The 17,944-nt window shown below is 64.8% G+C and carries 17 protein-coding genes; 8 read left to right on the top strand and 9 right to left on the bottom strand.

Going from position 1 to position 17,944, the window contains the following annotated elements; genetic code table 11:
* Positions 1-7: 7 nt before the first annotated feature.
* The 8 genes from RMR04_RS14340 to RMR04_RS14305 form a co-directional block, all read right to left on the bottom strand.
* A complete protein-coding gene (locus tag RMR04_RS14340) occupies positions 8-808 on the bottom strand; it encodes a TatD family hydrolase (RefSeq protein ID WP_311915266.1) in 801 nt (266 codons plus the stop codon).
* Positions 808-2,367 (bottom strand): methionine--tRNA ligase, encoded by a 1,560-nt coding sequence (gene metG / locus RMR04_RS14335; RefSeq protein ID WP_311915265.1) that lies wholly within the window; start codon positions 2,365-2,367, stop codon positions 808-810. Before metG ends, RMR04_RS14340 begins: the two co-directional genes overlap by 1 nt.
* Positions 2,368-2,389: 22 nt before the next feature.
* Positions 2,390-3,460 carry a DNA polymerase III subunit delta' gene (locus RMR04_RS14330; protein WP_311915264.1) on the bottom strand — a complete coding sequence of 357 codons (1,071 nt, stop codon included), beginning with the start codon at positions 3,458-3,460 and terminating at the stop codon, positions 2,390-2,392.
* A 136-nt stretch (positions 3,461-3,596) separates the two neighbouring features.
* Positions 3,597-4,550 (bottom strand): aliphatic sulfonate ABC transporter substrate-binding protein, encoded by a 954-nt coding sequence (locus RMR04_RS14325; protein ID WP_311915263.1) that lies wholly within the window; start codon positions 4,548-4,550, stop codon positions 3,597-3,599.
* Positions 4,531-5,328: an ABC transporter ATP-binding protein gene (locus RMR04_RS14320; protein WP_311915261.1), complete on the bottom strand. Its 798-nt coding sequence runs from the start codon at positions 5,326-5,328 to the stop codon at positions 4,531-4,533. Before RMR04_RS14320 ends, RMR04_RS14325 begins: the two co-directional genes overlap by 20 nt.
* Positions 5,325-6,158: an ABC transporter permease subunit gene (locus tag RMR04_RS14315; RefSeq protein WP_311915260.1), complete on the bottom strand. Its 834-nt coding sequence runs from the start codon at positions 6,156-6,158 to the stop codon at positions 5,325-5,327. The genes RMR04_RS14320 and RMR04_RS14315 overlap by 4 nt, the downstream gene beginning before the upstream one ends.
* An 18-nt stretch (positions 6,159-6,176) precedes the next feature.
* Positions 6,177-7,313: an LLM class flavin-dependent oxidoreductase gene (locus RMR04_RS14310; protein ID WP_311915259.1), complete on the bottom strand. Its 1,137-nt coding sequence runs from the start codon at positions 7,311-7,313 to the stop codon at positions 6,177-6,179.
* Positions 7,314-7,339: 26 nt separating this feature from the next.
* On the bottom strand, positions 7,340-8,197 hold the full coding sequence (locus tag RMR04_RS14305; protein ID WP_311915839.1) for an ABC transporter substrate-binding protein: 858 nt from the start codon (positions 8,195-8,197) through the stop codon (positions 7,340-7,342).
* Positions 8,198-8,356: 159 nt separating this feature from the next.
* Here RMR04_RS14305 and RMR04_RS14300 point away from each other — a divergent pair, with 159 nt between their 5' ends.
* A complete protein-coding gene (locus RMR04_RS14300; protein ID WP_311915258.1) occupies positions 8,357-8,755 on the top strand; it encodes an ArsR/SmtB family transcription factor in 399 nt (132 codons plus the stop codon).
* A 71-nt stretch (positions 8,756-8,826) separates the two neighbouring features.
* Here RMR04_RS14300 and RMR04_RS14295 read toward each other — a convergent pair whose 3' ends face one another.
* Positions 8,827-10,539, bottom strand: a complete 1,713-nt coding sequence (locus tag RMR04_RS14295) for an IlvD/Edd family dehydratase (RefSeq protein ID WP_311915257.1) — start codon at positions 10,537-10,539, stop codon at positions 8,827-8,829.
* Positions 10,540-10,737: 198 nt separating this feature from the next.
* Between RMR04_RS14295 and RMR04_RS14290 the strand changes: the two genes are divergently transcribed.
* The 7 genes from RMR04_RS14290 to RMR04_RS14260 all read left to right on the top strand — a co-directional run bounded on the left by RMR04_RS14290 (position 10,738) and on the right by RMR04_RS14260 (position 17,881).
* Positions 10,738-12,018 carry an ABC transporter substrate-binding protein gene (locus tag RMR04_RS14290; RefSeq protein ID WP_311915256.1) on the top strand — a complete coding sequence of 427 codons (1,281 nt, stop codon included), beginning with the start codon at positions 10,738-10,740 and terminating at the stop codon, positions 12,016-12,018.
* Positions 12,019-12,025: 7 nt separating this feature from the next.
* On the top strand, positions 12,026-12,982 hold the full coding sequence (locus RMR04_RS14285) for a carbohydrate ABC transporter permease (RefSeq protein WP_311915255.1): 957 nt from the start codon (positions 12,026-12,028) through the stop codon (positions 12,980-12,982).
* Between the two features lies 1 nt (position 12,983).
* Complete coding sequence (locus RMR04_RS14280) at positions 12,984-13,844, top strand: carbohydrate ABC transporter permease (protein WP_311915254.1); 861 nt, start codon at positions 12,984-12,986, stop codon at positions 13,842-13,844.
* A 9-nt stretch (positions 13,845-13,853) separates the two neighbouring features.
* The gene (locus RMR04_RS14275) at positions 13,854-15,011 is read left to right on the top strand and encodes an ABC transporter ATP-binding protein (RefSeq protein WP_311915253.1); all 1,158 of its coding nucleotides are present in this window, start codon (positions 13,854-13,856) and stop codon (positions 15,009-15,011) included.
* Positions 15,011-16,048 (top strand): Gfo/Idh/MocA family protein, encoded by a 1,038-nt coding sequence (locus tag RMR04_RS14270; protein WP_311915252.1) that lies wholly within the window; start codon positions 15,011-15,013, stop codon positions 16,046-16,048. The genes RMR04_RS14275 and RMR04_RS14270 overlap by 1 nt, the downstream gene beginning before the upstream one ends.
* The gene (locus tag RMR04_RS14265; RefSeq protein ID WP_311915251.1) at positions 16,045-16,740 is read left to right on the top strand and encodes a GntR family transcriptional regulator; all 696 of its coding nucleotides are present in this window, start codon (positions 16,045-16,047) and stop codon (positions 16,738-16,740) included. Before RMR04_RS14270 ends, RMR04_RS14265 begins: the two co-directional genes overlap by 4 nt.
* A gap of 133 nt (positions 16,741-16,873) precedes the next feature.
* Complete coding sequence (locus RMR04_RS14260; RefSeq protein WP_311915250.1) at positions 16,874-17,881, top strand: LacI family DNA-binding transcriptional regulator; 1,008 nt, start codon at positions 16,874-16,876, stop codon at positions 17,879-17,881.
* The last annotated feature ends 63 nt before the right edge of the window (positions 17,882-17,944 follow it).

The following is a 17,944-nucleotide window of genomic DNA, read 5'->3' as shown; positions in this document are numbered from 1 at the left end:
CGGTGTCTCATGGGTGTTGGGCCAAGGGTGCGGCGTGGTCCATCTTCCAGTAGCAACGGCGCGCATTGGCCGTGGTCAGGGCCGCGACCTCGTCGAATCCGACGCCGATCGCTTCACCAAGAACCTTCGCTGTTTCAACGACATAGGATGGTTCGTTGCGCTTGCCTCTGAATGGGACGGGCGCGAGATAAGGTGCGTCCGTCTCGACCAGGAGGCGGTCACTCGGTACGAGGCGCGCGATGCGGCGCAGCTCCTCCGAGGTCTTGAAGGTCAGGATGCCGGAGAACGAGATGTAGAGGCCGAGTTCGACGCCGGCCAGGGCAAGAGCCTCGCCTGCCGTGAAGCAGTGTAGGATGGCGGGGAAGGCGCCCTTCCCCATCTCCTCGCGCAGGATCGCGATCATGTCGTCATCGGCCTGGCGGGCGTGGATGACGAGCGGCAGCTGCGTCATGCGTGCAGCGGCGATATGGGTGCGCAAGCCCTGAGCCTGCGCCGCGCGCGGGCTCTTGTCGTAATGATAGTCGAGCCCGGCCTCGCCGATGGCGACGCAACGCGGATGGCGCGACAGCGCAACCAGCTGCTCGGCCGTGACATCGAGCTCCTCATGCGCGCCATGGGGATGCGTGCCGACGCTGCACCAGACCGACGGAAAGCGTTCGGCGATTGCCGCGTAGGTTGGAAAGCGCGCCACGCGGGTCGAGATCGTGACCATGCGGCCGACGCCGGCGGCCTCGGCGCGCGCGACGAAGGCGTCGAGTTCCTCAGTGAAATCGGGAAAATCGAGATGACAATGCGTATCGATCAGCATCAGGCGCCCTCGCCGGCCTCCGGCTCGACATAGCGCGGGAAGATGCCGCTCGGCGCTGGAAGCGAGATCCCGGAGGCCAGGCGGCCTGCCTTGCCCAACGCGGCGAAGCTGCGGGCGTCAGCCGCAACGCCCAGCAGATCGAGCAATTTGGCGCAGGCCTCAGGCATCACCGGCTGAACCAGGATCGCGACCTGCCGCAGCACCTCGGCCGTGACATAGAGCACGGTGTCGCGGCGCGCGGGATCGCTCTTGGTCAATCGCCAGGGTTCGTTCGCGGCGAAATAGCGGTTCGCCTCGGCAACCAGAGCCCAGAGCTCGGCCAGCAGGCTATGCAGGGCAAAATCCTGCATGGCATCACGGGCCTTGGCGAGCGCGCCATCGGCGAGCGCGAGCATGGCGTCATCGCCCTCGGTCAGCGCGCCGCATTCAGGCACCCTGCCCTCGCAGTTCTTGGCGATCATCGAGAGCGAGCGTTGTGCCAGGTTGCCGAGATCATTGGCGAGGTCGGCATTGATGCGCCCGACGATCGCCTCATGGCTGTAATTGCCGTCCTGGCCGAAGGAGACCTCGCGCAGGAAGAAGTAGCGCAACTGGTCGACGCCGTAGGCGTCAGCCAGCGTGAACGGGTCGACGACATTGCCCAGCGACTTCGACATCTTCTCGCCCTTGGAGAGCAGGAAGCCGTGGCCGAAGACGCGCTTGGGTACCGGAAGACCGGCAGACATCAGCATGGCGGGCCAATAGATGGCGTGGAAGCGCACGATGTCCTTGCCGATGATGTGGACATCGGCGGGCCAGTAATGCCAGCGCGGATTTGTTTCGTCGGGGAAGCCGCAACCGGTCAGGTAGTTGTTGAGGGCATCGACCCAGACATACATTACGTGGTTCGGCGCGCCTGGAACCGACAGCCCCCAGTCGAAGGTGGTGCGGCTGACCGAGAAATCCTCCAGCCCGCTCCTAACGAAGCTGACGACCTCGTTCTTGCGCGTCTCCGGCGAGATGAAGTTCGGCACCTCTTCATAGAGCTTCAGGAGACGGTCCTGATAGGCGCTAAGGCGGAAGAAATAGCTCTCCTCCTCGACCCATTCCACCGGGGTGCCCTGCCCGCCGAGCCGCGTTCCGTCGGGCTGAAGCGTGGTTTCCTTCTCGGCATAGAAGGCCTCGTCGCGAACCGAATACCAGCCGGCATATTTGGCGAGGTAGATGTCGCCATTGGCTTCCAGGCGCCGCCAGAGCTCATGCGTCGAAGGCAGATGGTCTGCGTCGGTGGTGCGGATGAAGCGGTCGAAGGAGCAGCCGAGCCGCTGCTCCATCTGCTTGAAGCGTTCCGCGATCTGATCGACATAAGCCTTTGGAGCAAGGTCATTTTGTGCCGCGGTACGCTGCACCTTCTGGCCATGCTCGTCAGTCCCGGTCATGGCGAAGACGTCGTAGCCGTCGAGGCGCTTGAAGCGCGCGATCGCGTCCGACGCCACCATCTCATAGGCGTGGCCGATATGGGGGGGACCATTCGTGTAGTGAATGGCGGTCGTCAGATAGAATTTGGGCGCCGTGGCCATAGTCCGGTCCGAAGGGTTCGCTTCACGCTGCGCGCGAGCGGGCAACCGCATCCGACAGATCATGAAACATTGTCATCACGAGAGGGCGGCGATCGAGGTTATAGGTGTCCACCTCGCGGGCCGCGCGTCCCAGCTTTTCCCATACCTCCGCCAGCGGTGCAAGGCGCGCCGGGCTCGCAGCCGCATGGGCATGGAGATGGTCGCCGAGCCAGCTCTGGATGGTGTCGATCATCACCGCGAAGTCGCCCTCGCCCGCCTTGCCGGCGACGTCCTCGGCGAGCGCCAGCAAGGCAGTGAGGTCGATGCCGGGAAGTGCGTCGAGCCGTGCCCGCACCGCCTCGACCAGTGCAAGCGTCTCGGGATCGACATAGGTCAACGCGCGGCGCACCGAGCCGTCGCTGAAGCTGGCGGCGCGCAACAGAGCCGATTCGTCGAAGGGATCGCCCATTCGCTCCAGCGCAATCCGGCCGGCCTGCGCGATAGCAGCCTCATCCAGAGCCTCGAAGGTCAGGAGCCGGCAGCGCGAGCGGATCGTCGGCAGCATGCGGCCGGGCGCATGCGCTACGATCAGGAAGAGCGCGCGCAGCGGCGGTTCCTCCAGCAGCTTCAGCAAGGCGTTGGCGGCCGAGCGGTCCATATCCTCGGCGGAATCGACAATGGCGACGCGCCAGCCGCCTTCGGCCGCGCTCGAACCGAAGCGGTCGAGCACACGGCGAACCGAATCGACCGGGATATTGCTGGTGTAGCCCTTGCCATCGGGTTTCTGCGTCCGGCGCAGCACGTGCAGATCGGGATGCGATTGCGCCATGATGCGCCGGCTCGCGGGATCCGCTTCCGCCATCGCAAGCGAAGCGGCATCGGCCGCGCGCCGGGCCGGGTCGCCGGCCGCCAGCATGAAACGCGCGGCGCGATAGGCGAAGCTCGCCTTGCCGATGCCTTCCGGGCCGCCGAGCAGCCAGGCATGGTGCATCCGGCCCGAGCGCAACGCTTCGAGAAAGTCCTGCTCCTGCGTCCCATGCCCGACGAGCGCCAGAGTCTCGCGCGGGTGCGGGGCGTTCGGCAACCGGTCGGGTTCGTCGCTCGTTGCGCGCATCAGGCGTCCTGTGGCAATGGCAGGCGCTGGTGGAGCACAATCCTGACCGCGACGGCAAGCGTTTCCGGCACGGCCGTTTCGTCAAGCAAGGCGGCTTACAGCCAGAAGCGCTGCACTGGCTCCCTCCCCTCCGCTCCTATTCCTTCAGCCTGACGACGCCATTGGCGACATCGGGCTGCTTCGGGATGATCTTGCTCGCCACATACCAATCGGCGATACGCGCAATCTGCGCGACATCCGCCTCCGAGACCGCGCGAGTTGGCACAGCGTTGTTCGCACCGAGCGCAGGCGCAAGATCCGCCGGCAGGCTCATCGCCTGGGCCCAGATCGCTCCGGCCTCGGCCTCGTGCTCCAGCGACCAGGCGTTGTCCTGCTTGGCTATGTCGAAGATCACTTGCAGCAGCGCAGCCTTTTCGGAGGCAAAGCTCTTGCTGGCCATGAGCGTGACGGCATTCTCCGAACCGATCTCCGCACCATCGGCCAGAATGCGCGCGTCATAGCTCTTCAAGGCGATGGAGATGAAGGGATCCCAGGTCGCCCAGGCATCGACATGCCCCTGGGTGAAGCCCGGGCCGCTATCGCTTGGGCTGAGATAGATGCGCTTCACGGCGGACGCATCGATCCCGTTGCGCTCCAGCGCCCGCATCAGGAGATATTCGCCGGTGCCGCCTCGATTGACCGCGACGCTGCGGCCGGAGAGATCCTTCAGCGTCTTGATTGGAGAATCGCGCTTGACGAGGATGCCTTCGGCGGCGGCCGCCATCTTCTGATAGGCGAAGATGACCATCGGGACACCGGCCGAGAGCGCGGTGATGCAGGCGGTCGAGCTTCCGGCCGTCACGTCGATGCTGCCGGCGTTCAAGGCTTCCAGCGCCGGAGCGGCGGCTGCGAATGGACCAGCCCATTCCACGCGGGCGCCATGCGCCGCCAAAGCCCGCTCCAACGTGCCGCGCGCCTTGCCGAGGGTGATGTCGTTGGGGCCCCTCAGCCAGCCAATGCGCACCACATCGCCAGTTGCAGCCCGTGCCGCCGGCACGATTCCCGAAAGCGCCAGCGAGGCTCCCAGCAGGTTAAATCTGCGACGATTCATGGACTGGGTCTTTCTCATCGGGAGTGCCAGAGTTTTCGAATGACTTGCCCTGTTCCGTCGGCCCCTGCTTCAAGGGCACTCCGATACGGCTTAGGAGTGATGCCTCCAAAGCGGCCAGGGCTGGATTGCCATGCTGACGGGGCCGCGGCGCATCGACGACGATCTCATGGCTCATCCGCCCCTCGTCGAGGATCAGAATTCTATCGGCGAGCACCACCGCTTCCCAGACGTCGTGCGTCACCAGGAGGACAGCCGGATGGTGCCGCTCCCAGAGATCCAGCACGAGCTCGTGCATGCGTATGCGGGTCAATGCATCCAGCGCCGCGAAAGGCTCGTCCAGCAACAGAAGCTCCGGCTCGCGCACAAGAGCGCGGGCAAGCGCCGCTCTCTGCGCTTCACCACCTGACAAGGCGCTTGGCCATGCCGTGGCATGCGCTGCGAGACCGACCTCCGCCAGCGCCTGCTTCGCCGCCTGCTTCGCATCCGGTCGGTCGAGGCCGAGCAAAACATTGTCGATCACGGTCTTCCAGGGCATCAGCCGATGTTCCTGAAACACGACCGCTCGCCGCTGCGGCAGCCGCGCCGAGCCCGGAGGGAGGGGATCGAGCCCGGCGAGCGCCCGCAGCAGCGTCGATTTGCCGGACCCGCTGCGCCCCAGTAGCGCGACGAACTCCCCCGGCGCGATCGAAAGATCCAGCCGGTCGAGCACCATGTGCGCACCGAACGAGCGGCTAAGGCCTTGCAGCTCGAGCAAAGGCTGGGCGGGCATCTTGCTCATGGCGTCACCAACCGGGGACGCCAGCGCAAATAGCGCGCCTCGAAAAACCGAACCAATGAATCTGTGGCCAGGCCCATGGCGGCATAGACGAGCAGGCAGACGACGATGACGTCGGTCTGCAGGAAATCGCGCGCATTGGTGATGATGTAGCCGAGGCCGCTGCCGGCGTTGATCTGTTCCCCGACGACCAGACTGAGCCATGCGACGCTGAGGCCGTAGCGGATGCCCACCAGCAGCGACGGCAAAGCGCCCAGCAGAATGATGTGGCGTATCAGTCCCCATTGATCGAGACCGAGCGTACGCCCCGCCTCGATCAACTTCAGATCGACCCCGCGAATGCCGGCATGCAGCGTCAGATAGATCGGAAAGATCGCGCCGACGGCCACCAAGCCGATCTTCGGCGCTTCGCCGATGCCGAACCACAGGATGAACAGCGGCAGTAGGCCAAGGAAGGGCATCGCCTTGAACATCTGCAACAGCGGATCGATGATCGTTTCGCCAAGGCGCGACAAGCCAGACAGCAAAGCCAGCACGATCCCGAGCACCAGGGCGACGCTGAAGCCGGCAAGGACACGCAGGAGCGATACCGCCAGGCCCAGGAGCAATTCGCCAGAGCGTGTCAGTTGCCAAGCGGTCTCAAGGATCGCGACGGGCGAGGCCAGGATGCGCGTGGGCAAAAATCCGGTCGCGCTGAAGACCTGCCAGGCGATCAGCAGAACCAAGGGCGAGACCAGGCGCGGCACGCCAAGCAGCCGGCTTTTTGCCGCCCAGAATGACCCGCCGGCCTGGCGTGATGAGACTGCATTGCGCATCGGAATGATCGCCGTCATCGGTTCGGTCCTCCGCGACTACGCCGCCGGCAGCTTTCCGGCGGACAGGTCGCGGTCGAACAAGGTGGACCAGGTGAACTGCTTGGCGTCGCGAAGCTGGCGCTCCACCGGCAGTCGCGGCAGGACGAGTTCGCCGAAGCGGTAGGCTTCCTCCAGAAGCGGCATGCCGGACAGGATGAAGGTTTCGATGCCGGCGGCCTGATAGGCCTCCAAGGTGCGGATCACCGTGTCCGGCGAGCCGACGATCGCCGTGCCCGGCCCCGGCCTGACCAGGCCGATGCCGGACCAGAGATTGGGCGCCGTCTCGAGATCGCGGATATTGGCGGGCTTCACGCCGCCATGCATCGCCGACATCCGCTGCTGGCCGACCGAATCCGTTCCGCCGACGAAACGCTGATTGGCGGCGATCGCGTCCTCGCCCATCCGGTCATAGAGCCATTGCGCGGCCTCCCAGGCCTCCGCATCCGTGTTGCGCACGATGACATAGAGCCGGATGCCATAGGACAGCTCGCGCTCATAGGCCGCCGCGCGCCGCTTCACCTGCTCGACCTTCAGGCGCATCTGCTCGGGCGTTTCGCCCCAGGACAGGTAGGTGTCGACATGCTTGGCCGCGACCTCGATCGCCGGCTCGGAGGAACCGCCGAACCAGAGCGGAGGGGGAGCGATCGCGCTCCCCGCCGGCAAGGCGAGCTTGGCCCCGGTGACGGAGAGGTATTTGCCCTCATGGGTGACGCTCTCGCCACGCATCAGCCGGTGCCAGATCGTCAGATATTCGTCGGCCATGACGTAGCGCTCGTCATGAGGCATCGTCATGCCATAGGCACCAAGCATCTTCGCATCGCCCGAGACGACGTTGATCATCACGCGGCCGCGCGAGAAATCCTGCAATGTCGCGGCCATCTTGCCGAGCAGGGTCACCGGCACGAGCCCGGGATGGATCGCGATGAGGAACTTCAGGCGTTCCGTATAGGGCAGCAGCGCCGCCGCCAGCACCCAGACATCATGCGCGCCGGTCGCGAACAGGGCGCCGGTATATCCGAGATGGTCGTAAGCCTGCGCGAGCTGGCGGAAATAGCCGTAATCGACGCGCCGCGACCCTTCCGCATTCCAGGGATAGGCGCCATCGGGCGCGCACATGTACCAGAGAACGTTCATCGCGCTGTCCTTATGCGAGCTGGTTGTCACGCGATTGCGACGTTGGGCACGAGAGCGACATCGGTAAGTGTGAGCGTGTCGGGCAGATCGCCATGTCGAACCAGCGTGTCCGCTTCGGCCTGCTGTTCGGCGATGATGTCGGGGCCTGCCGGCACGATGCGCCAATCCCGCGTCTCGACCGCCTTTTTCCAGGCCGCGAGATCGACCGGGCCGGCGCCTTCGTCGGCAAGCAGGCGGGCGGCCTCATCCGGCTGATGCGAAATCGCTTCACCGAAGGCCATGAGGCTGCGGATGAAGGCCTCGAGCACGCCCCTGGGAAGCTCGCGGCGGCGCAAGGTCCAGAACACCGACCGGTTCGGAATCGTATCGCCGCAAGGTGCGAGCAGCCTGGCCTTGCCGGCCCTGAGCGATTGGTCGAGCAAGGGCGCCATCGCGACCCAGGCATCGACCTCGCCTTCCCCCAGAGCCCGCAGCGAGGCGCCGGGCGCGAGTTCGACGCGCTGCACATCAGATAGCCTCAAGCCCGCCGTCTCCAGCACGCGCGCCAGCAGATAGGTATGGAACGAGCCGTCGAGCAGCGCGATCCGGGCTCCCTTCAGATCCGCGACGTCGCGGATATTCGAGGACGGGCCGGTGACGATGCCGCCATTCGCAGGCCTTGGCGCGGAGGCCGCGACGTAGAGGACGTCCAGGCCGTTGGCCTGAGCGAGGATCGGCGGCGTCGAGCCTGTCCCGCAGATATCGATCGTGCCGGCTTCCAGCAGGCGCGCGCTGTCGCGTCCCTCGGGATAGGCAACGAAGCTGACATCGCTTGCGCTGAACGCGCCGTCCCAGCGCCCTGCCAGAAACAGGTGCAGATTATTGGGGTGGACCCCGACCTTCAGTCTCATCAAGAACCCCTGAAATGTCAGGAGCGCCTCTTCCCGGTCATTTCATTTTATGTTTTTATATAATGAAACTGCTGCCATCGCCAAAGCATGTCAAGCCGAAACGATGTGCCAAAGACTGGGCGGAGCGTCATCCGACGCCGGAGAATCAAGCTGATGAAGGCATCGGTGATTTGCCGCGATATCGGGGCTGCCAGCGATCTCCTGCGCGCCATCGCCAATCCCAACCGCCTCGCGATCATTTGCCTGCTGTTGGAGGGAGAGAGGAGCGTCATGGAGCTGGAGCTGGCGCTCGGCATTCGCCAGCCGACCCTCTCCCAGCAATTGACGGAGTTACGGGACGCCGGCCTGATCGCCGGGCGCCGCGTCGCCAAGCATGTCCATTACCGTGTCGTCGATGAACGCGCCGGCAAGATCGTTGCGTGCCTGCGCGGGATCTTCTCGGAACTCCTGCCCGCCTCGGCGATGCTGGCTGTCGCGGGAGATCTGAACGATCGCCAGAGCCTCGCCGAGATCACCGCCCTGGCCCGCCTGGCCGAGCGGGAGCTCATGTAGCGGCATTCGACTGGCCGGAGTCCCGCTCGGTTTGGCTCTGTGCGGCATGCCGAATGGAGAGCTGCGGATGCCTATGGCGCCTCATCGGGCGGGCGGACCATGAAGTCGAAATCGCAGCCTTCATCGGCTTGCAGCACCGTTTGCTGGAACAGGCGCGCATAGCCGCGCTTGGGCATTGCGGGCGCAGGCGCGGTCTTCAGCCGGGACCTGCGGCGCTCGAATTCGCTGTCGTCGATCAGCAAATCGATGCGACGGCCGGCCAGGTCGAGGCAGATCATGTCGCCGCTCTCGACCAGCGCAAGCGGCCCGCCAACGGCCGATTCCGGCGTGATATGCAGCACGATCGTACCGAAGGCCGTGCCGCTCATGCGGGCATCGGAAATCCGCACCATATCCTTGACGCCCTGGCGGCCGAGCTTCTTCGGGATCGGCAGGTAACCGGCCTCGGGCATGCCGGGCGCGCCCTTCGGGCCGGTGTTGCGGAGCACGAGGACATCGTCCGCGCTGACGTCAAGCTCGGGATCGTCGATGCGAGCCGCCATGTCCTCGACCGAATCGAACACGACCGCCCGGCCGGCATGCTGGAGCAGCCGCGCGGATGCCGCCGCCTGCTTGATGATGGCACCGCCCGGGGCGAGATTGCCATAGAGCACCGCCATCGAGCCCTCTGCCTTGATCGGGGCCGAGCGCGGCCGGATCACATCCTGCCCCGGCACATCCTCGGCCTTGGCGACGATATCGCGCAATGTCCCGCCCGCGACCGTGCCGGCATCGAGGTCGATCAGCTCGCCAAGCTGGGCGAGCAGCCTGGGCACGCCGCCGGCATGGTGGAAATGCTCCATATAATGGGAGCCCGAGGGCTTGAGATCGACCAGGACCGGCACCTTGCGGCCGATCTCGTCGAGCATGTCGAGGTCGTAGCGATGCGGGGTGCGATTGGCGATCGCGGTCAGATGGATGATGCCGTTGGTCGAGCCGCCGATCGCCTGCATCACGACCGTCGCATTGCGGAAGGCCTGCGGCGTCAGCAACGCGCTGGGACGCGGACCGCCATCGACTGCCATGCGGGCAGCCGCCGCGCCGCTGGCTTCGGCCAAGCGGATGCGCTCGGCATGGGGCGCGGGAATCGTCGCGCTCATCGGTAGCGACAGGCCAAGCGTCTCGGTGATGCAGGCCATGGTCGAGGCCGTGCCCATCACCATGCAGGTGCCGACGGAAGGCGCCAGGCGGCTGTTCACGATCTCGATCTCGGCCTCGTCGATCTCGCCGGCGCGATGGGCGCTCCACAAGCGCCGGCAGTCGGTGCAGGCGCCCAGCACCTCGCCCTTGTGGTGGCCGACCACCATCGGCCCGACCGGAACCACGACGGTGGGTAGATCCACGCTCGCGGCCGCCATGATCTGCGCCGGCAATGTCTTGTCGCAGCCGCCGATCACGACGATCGCGTCCATCGGCTGGGCCCGGATCATCTCCTCGGTGTCCATCGCCATCAGATTGCGCAGGAACATCGAGGTCGGATGGGCGAAGCTTTCATGGATCGAGATGGTCGGGAACACCATCGGCATCGCGCCCGACAGCATGACGCCGCGTTTCACCGCCTCGATCAGGGCCGGCGCGTTGCCATGGCAGGGGTTGTAGTCGCTGTAGGTGTTGGTGATGCCGACGATCGGACGATCCAGCGCATCGTCGGAATAGCCCATCGCCTTGATGAAGGCCTTGCGCAGGAACAGCGCAAACCCCTCGTCGCCATAGCTCGTCAGTCCCTTGCGCAGGCCTTTGGCCATTGTCGTTCCTCCTGCGGCCGAGGCCGGCCAAGTTGCGGCGAAACATTCCCGCGAAGCTTTTTATTGTCAATAATAAATGCCGATCTCCGCCTCAATAAGGCACAAATAACTCTCATTAGATATTAATTATTGACAATCTGATGCGCCCAGGTAGCCTCCCCTCAAAATAATAACAACCAATCTCGGAGGAGACGCATCATGAGACTTCGCGCTATCGGTTTAGCCGTCCTGACGGCTGCTTCCCTCGGCAGTGCGGGCCTCGCGCTCGCCCAGGAGAAGCAGATCACGATGTGGAGCAATTGGCCCGACGAGCCGGCCAAGAAGGACTGGGTCGCGGCCCGCGTGAAGGAATTCGAGGCGGCCAACAAGCAGTGCTCGGTGAAGCTCAGCTTCATCCCGAAAGCCGACATCTACACCCAGGCGAAGTCGGCTGTGCGCACCGGCCAGGCGCCGGACATCTTCTACATGGAGCCCGACCAGCCGGAGTTCCTGGCAGGCGGCTTCCTGGAACCGCTCGATTCCTATGTCGATCTGGCGAATCTGGAGGATTGGGCCAAGCCGGCCTGGGCCTCGAAGGGCAAGGTCTACGGCGTGCCTGTCGAGGCCTATACGGTCGAACTCTATTACAACAAGGATCTGGTCAAGAAGGTCGGCGTCAATGTTCCCGCGTCCTTCCAGTTGTCGCAGGCACAGTTCCTCGATCTGGTGAAAAAGGGCGCGGCCGCCGGCATCACGCCGGTTTCGCAAGGCGTCGGCGACCGGCCCTTCCCGGGCGGCCAGTTGCTGTTCGAGTCGCTGCTGCGCAAGCTCGGCTCCGACGACTACGCCAAGCTGCTCAATGGCGAGCTGTCTTTCAAAGACCCGCGCGTCGTCGAGGTCATGAACTGGGTCAAGGAACTGGTCGATGCCGGCGCCTATCCCAAGAGCTTCGCGACACTGAAGCTCGGCGAATCCCATTTCTATTTCTACAATACGCCGGGCGCGCTGACCTTCCCTGATCCGAGTTGGTTCACCGGACGCGCCTTCGCCGAGCCCGAAAAGGGCGGCATGCCCGCGAACTTTCCGCTCGGCATCATGAAATTCCCGGCCATGGACAAGGGCAATTGCCCGGAATGCAAGACGCTGGCGATCGGCGGTAGCTTCGTGATGTTCTCCAAGAGCAAGAACAAGGATTGCGCCGGGGCCATGCTGAAATCCATGGCAACCCCCGAAAACGGCACGAAGTGGATCGGCGAAGTCTCGCTCCAGAGCGGGCTCAAATCCGATCAGGACAAGATCGTGAGCCCGCGGAAGGATTATTTCGCCGAGCTGAACGCACGCAACAAGGACGCGAAATACTTCTTCGGCACGCCGCTGCTCTACTATCGGGCCAAATGCGCCGACACCTATGTCCAGGTCATGAATAACGCCTTCCCGGCTGGCTTGCTGAGCGTTCAGGAGGCGGCCGAGAAGATGGACGGCGCTTGCCTGAAGAAGTGAGCCGATCATGCCGGAGGCGATTGCCTTGAACGTCAAGACGAGCGACCGGGAGGCTTCCACCTCCGCCCGGTCGCTCGCCGACCCCCGCCGCGCGAGCCGCGTCGTGCTTGCGATCTTTCTGGCGCCGGCACTTCTGGTCTATTGCGGGTTGACCGCCTATCCGGCCTTTCGGACCATCTTCGACAGCTTCTTCACGATCGAGGGGATCGAGGCCACCTTCGTCGGCCTCGCCAATTATCGCGAGCTGATCTCCGACGAGACCTTCTGGATCGCGGTGCGCAATACGCTGATCTGGTCGTTCGTTGCGCCGGTGCTCGATGTCGCGACTGGCCTGCTGCTGGCGCTGGCGCTCTATGCCGGGGTTCCGTTCGCCCGCTTCCTGCGCGTCGCCTGGTTCACGCCGGTGCTGTTGTCCTATGTCGTGGTCGCGATCCTGTGGATGTGGATCTTCAACTACGATTGGGGCATCCTGAATGCGATGCTACGCGCGGTCGGGCTCGATGGCCTCGCCTCGTCCTGGCTCGGCGATCCCCATCTTGCCCTGGCGTCGGTCATCGTTACCCATGCTTGGAAATGGGCCGGTTTCAACATGGTGGTCTGCCTCGCCGCGATCCATTCGCTGCCGCGCGAGGTGCTCGAGGCGTCCGAACTCGACAATTGCGGTTGGGGCGAAAAGCTCCGCTACATCATCATTCCGATGCTGCGGCCAACGCTGCTTTCACTCTACATCCTGGCGTTCATCGGCAAGATGAAGATCTTCGACCTCGTCTGGATCATGACGCAGGGTGGCCCGCTCTGGGCGACCGAGACGGTCTCGACCTATGTCTACAAGCGCGCATTCAACTGGAACACTTTCGATCTCGGCTATCCGTCGGCAATCGCGACGGTGTGGTTCCTGGTCGTGTGCGCCTCCGTCGTGATCCTCAACCGCCTCCTGAGCACGCGCGACCGGCTGGAGTACTGAGATGGCGCAAAGCTCCGCTCTCGCGCAACACCCCGCGCCATTGCCACGCCTGTTCAGCCGAGGCGCGCTTGCCCTGATCCTTGCGATCTACACCCTCTATACGCTCGGCCCTTTCCTGTGGCTGGCGACAATGTCGGTGCGCACCACCGCGGAGATCAGCGCTGACCACTATGCCTGGCCGCGGCCGTTCCACTGGGAGCAGTTCAGGAGCGCCTGGGTGGATTCCGACTTCGCGACCTATTTCTGGAATTCGACGCTGGTCGTGGTCGGGGCCGTGGCGGTCGTCACGCTGATCGGGGCGGCGGCCGCGCATGCGCTAGCGCGCTATCGCTTCCGCGGCAACCGGCTGATCTACGGCATCCTGTTCTCGTCGATCATCTTCCCGCCGCAGATCACGCTGATCTCGCTCTATCAGATCCTGGTCGACTACAATCTCTACAACAGCCTGCTCGGCCTCAGCCTCGTCTATGTCTCGCTGCAACTGCCGCTGACGGTCTATCTGCTGGAAGGCTTCTTCGCCCGCATCCCGCAGGACCTGTTCGACGCCGCCAAGATGGACGGCTATGGCGATCTGGAGATATTCTGGCGCATCGTCCTGCCGGTCGGCATGCCGGCGATCGCGACCACGCTGATCCTGAACTTCATCCAGCTCTGGAACGAGTTCCTGTTCGCGGTGGTGCTGATCACCGACCCGGAGAAGCGCACGCTGCCGATCGGCATCCGCGCCTTCATGGGCGACCATTTCCAGGATATCGGCATGATTGCGACGGGCGTGATGATTTCGGTCATCCCGGTCATCATCGCCTATGTCTTCTTCTCCGAGAAACTCATCCGCGGCATGACTGCCGGCGCGATCAAGTAGGAGGCTGCCATGGCCGTCGTCGGACTCGACAAGATCAGCAAACGCTATGGCAGCGGCGGCCCGGTGGTGGTCGACGATGTCGACCTCGCCATCGGGGATGGCGAGTTCATGGTGCTGCTCGGGCCCTCGGGCTGCGGCAAGTCGACGACGCTGCGGATGATCGCGGGGCTGGAGACGATCAGCAGCGGCACGCTGTCGATCAATGGGCGGGCCGTCAACAACGTGCCGGCCAAGGATCGCGACATTGCGATGGTGTTCCAGTCCTACGCACTTTACCCGCATATGAGCGTGGCGGAGAACCTCGCCTTCGGCCTGCGCCGACGCAAGATCGCCTCGGACGAGGTCGATCGACGCGTCAAGGAAGCGGCTGGACTGCTCGGCCTGACCCCACTGCTGGCGCGTCGTCCGAGCGCGCTGTCGGGCGGGCAGCGCCAGCGCGTCGCGCTTGGCCGCGCCATGGTGCGCGAGCCGCAGGTCTTCCTGTTCGACGAGCCGCTCTCGAATCTCGATGCCGCGCTTCGGGTCAACACGCGCAGCGAGATCATCAAGCAGCATCATCGGCTCGGCTCGACCATGATCTACGTCACGCACGACCAGGTCGAAGCGATGACCATGGGCACGCGCATCTGCGTGATGAATGCTGGCCGGGTCGCGCAGATCGGTGCGCCGCTGGAGGTCTATTGGCAGCCGGCCGACACCTTCGTGGCGCGCTTCCTGGGCTCGCCACCGATGAACCTGCTGAAGGCGACGATCGCCCCCGATGCCCTGCATGCGCGCAGTGCCGCGGTTGAAGCGCCGCTGACGCGCTGGTCTGACGCCACGCTTGCCAGGATCGCCGGGTGCGAGGTGACACTCGGCGTGCGTGCCGAGGATTTGCTGATCGATGCGGCAGCGTTGAACGGCCAGCCGCATGGCTCGATCAGGGGACGTACCATCGCCGTCGAACCGCTCGGCGCCGAGACGCTGCTTCTGGTCGAGACTGAAGGCGGCACCGAGTGCATCGCGCGCCTGCCGCGCAATGTCGTGGCCGCGCCGGGCGAAGCCGTCGAACTCTTCTTTTCAGCTGAGGCCACCTATCTGTTCGACGCTGAGACCGGCCGGGCGGTTCCCGCCTTGGCGACCACGCCTGCCGCGCAGAAAGCCGCCGCCCAGCGGAAATCCCATTGATGGCTTTGCCGCTCAGGATCGGGCTGATCGGAGCCGGCTGGGTCACGCTCTACCATCTGCGCGGCTGGCAGGCGCTTGCCGAGGAGGCCGTGGTCGTGGCGATTGCCGATCCGTCGGATAAAGCGAGCAAAAACCGCGTCGCCGAGTTCGGTATCGGCGCACGCTACCGGAGCGCAAGCGAGATGCTGGCGGCAGGCGGCCTCGATGCGGTCGACATCGCCGCGCCACGTGCCGCCCATGCCGAATTGGTTCGTCTGGCAGCCGATCACGGGCTACCTATCCTGTGCCAGAAGCCGTTGGCTCCGACCCTGGACGAGGCCCAGCAACTGGTCGCTGACATTACCGGCCGGGTTCGGCTGATGGTGCATGAGAACTGGCGCTTCCGTGCCTATTACCGCCAGGCGGCGCAATGGATTGCGCAGGGCCGGATCGGCAAGGTCAAGGCGGCCTCGCTGTCGCTTGTCACCTCTGGCACGGTGCCGAATGCGGAGGGGCGGCTGACCGCTCTGGAGCGACAACCTATGCTGCGCGGCGAGCAGAGGATGCTCGTGGCCGAGGTGCTGATCCACCATCTCGATACACTGCGCATGCTGCTCGGCCCGATGAGCGTGCGCGCTGCGGTGCTGAGCCGGACCTGTCCCGAGATTCTTGGTGAAGACGGGGCGGTCCTGCATCTCGAAACGGCCGGCGGTGCAGGGGTTTCGGTCTTCGCGAGCTTTGCCGCATATGGCGCGCAGCCTGAACAGGTCGATCGCCTCACCCTCCTCGGCGAGCGCGGGGTGATCCGCCTCGACGGAGCCGAACTCGTCTTCAGGAGTGGAGGCGATGAAGAGCGGATCAGCTTCGATCAGGCTGCGGTCTATCAAGGGGCCTACACCGCGACGCTCGCCCATTTCCTCCGCAGCCTGCGCGAGAATACGCCGTTCGAGACCTCGCCGGAGGACAATCTCGAAACATTGCGTCTGGTCGAAGATTGCTATCGCCTCTCCGGCTGGGAGTCGGCAGGCAAAAGCAGGACAGAAGGACACGCGGCATGAGCGAAGTATCGGCATCAGCATCGCGTGTCGAGGAACAGGCCGAGATCCTCCGCCGGCTCGAGGAAGACATCATCTTCGGGCGTCTCGCGCCGGGCTCGCGGCTCGTCGAGGACAGCCTGATGGCCCGCTACGGAGCGACGCGGCACTTCATCCGGCAGGCTTTGGTTCAGCTGGAACGCACCGGCGTCGTCCGTCGCGAGAAGAATATCGGCGCGACCGTCTGTTCCTACTCGGCCGAAGAGGTCCGACAGATCTACGAAGTCCGCGAGATGCTGACCCGGCAGGCAGTGCTGATGATCGCGCTGCCGGCGCCAGCCGAACTCATCATGCGGCTGAAGACGATCCAGGCGGACTATGCCCGCCACGCCGAGGCCGGCGATCTGCGCGGCATCCACGAGACCAATGACGCGTTCCACATCGCTTTGTTCAGCGCCTGCGGCAATCCATATCTGGTGCGCAGCCTACAGGATTACATGGGCCTGACCTTGCCGATGCGGGCGAAGAACCTCGCCGACCGCGAGGGTTTGCGGCTCTCGTTGCGCCAGCACGACATCATGATCGAGCTGCTCCAAGGCACGGATTCCTGGGCGCTCGCGCAGATCAACATCGATCACATGCAGTCCAGCAAGGCCGATTATCTCGCACGCACCGCGTCGATCGCGGGTAGGACGCAACTCGGTCTCGTTGATTGAACGCGGCGCCAGCGCCTCTGCAAGCTGCAGACAGTGCCCGACAGCCTCTTCCAAAACGTTTCGGATGACATTATCCTGCCGCGCAGGCTGAGATCGGGATCCGTCGCTCTCAACCAAGAGGCAGAGACGGCCGATGAGTTCATTGCGCGAATTGGCGCAGATGCTGGGTTTGTCGATCACGACCGTGTCACGGGCGCTCGACGGTTATGGCGACGTCGCCGTCGCCACGCGCGAGCGTGTCCTCGCCGCAGCCGAGACGACCGGCTACCGGCCCAATTCCGCCGCCCGGCGGCTGCGGCGCGGACTGACCGAGATCGTCACCATGGTGCTTCCCGCTGAGCCCGGCCATTTCAACGAACCGCTCTATATCGAGTTGCTGAGATCGACCGGCGAACGGCTCGCCCAGCAAGGCTACGATCTGACGTTGATCGCCGCCCTGCCCGGCCCCGACGAACTCAAGACCTATCGCCGCCTCATCGAAGGCCGGCGTACCGACGCGATCATCGTCGTCCGCACCCGGCGCGAGGATGCGCGCCTGCGCTATCTCACCGATATCGGCTTCCCCTTCGTCGCGATGGGGCGCAGCGATTTCGCCGAGCCTTATGCCTATGTCGACGGCGATGGCGAGGCTGCCTTTCATGACGCCGCATTGCGATTGACCGGTCTCGGCCATCGCAGGATCGGCCATCTTGCCGCGCCATCCGCCTTCACCTTCGCGCATCTGCGCCGCAGCGGTTTCGCCCGCGCCATGCGCGACGCGGGACTTCCCGGTGAGATCGTCGAGGACAGCGCGACCGAGGCAGGCGGCTATCGCGCGGCGGGCGTCATGCTGGCGCAGGCGGAGCCGCCGAGCGCCCTGCTCTGCGCCACCGACAGCATGGCGCTGGGTGCGATGCGCGCCGTGCGCGAGCGGGGTCTCGTGGCCGGGCGCGACATCGCGATCATCGGCCACGACAACATCCCCGCAGCTGCGTTCTCCGACCCGGCGCTCGCGACCATGGAATTGCCGATCGCCGCGACGGGCCGCCGCCTCGCCGAAATGGCGCTGGCGCGCATCGGCGGCGCCGATCCTCGCGACATGACCGAGATCAACCCGGTCGAGTTCATCCCACGCGCATCCCTCGGGGAGGCGCGTGGCTGACCCATCACGGAAAGCGCAGGCCTCTCGCAGCCGCCGCTTCCGACGCCAATCAAAGCAAGCGAG

Source organism: Bosea sp. 685 (assembly GCF_031884435.1).
Taxonomy (GTDB): Bacteria; Pseudomonadota; Alphaproteobacteria; order Rhizobiales; family Beijerinckiaceae; genus Allobosea.
Note: the sequence above shows the minus strand (reverse complement) of the source record. Positions and strands in the feature narration are given on the sequence as shown.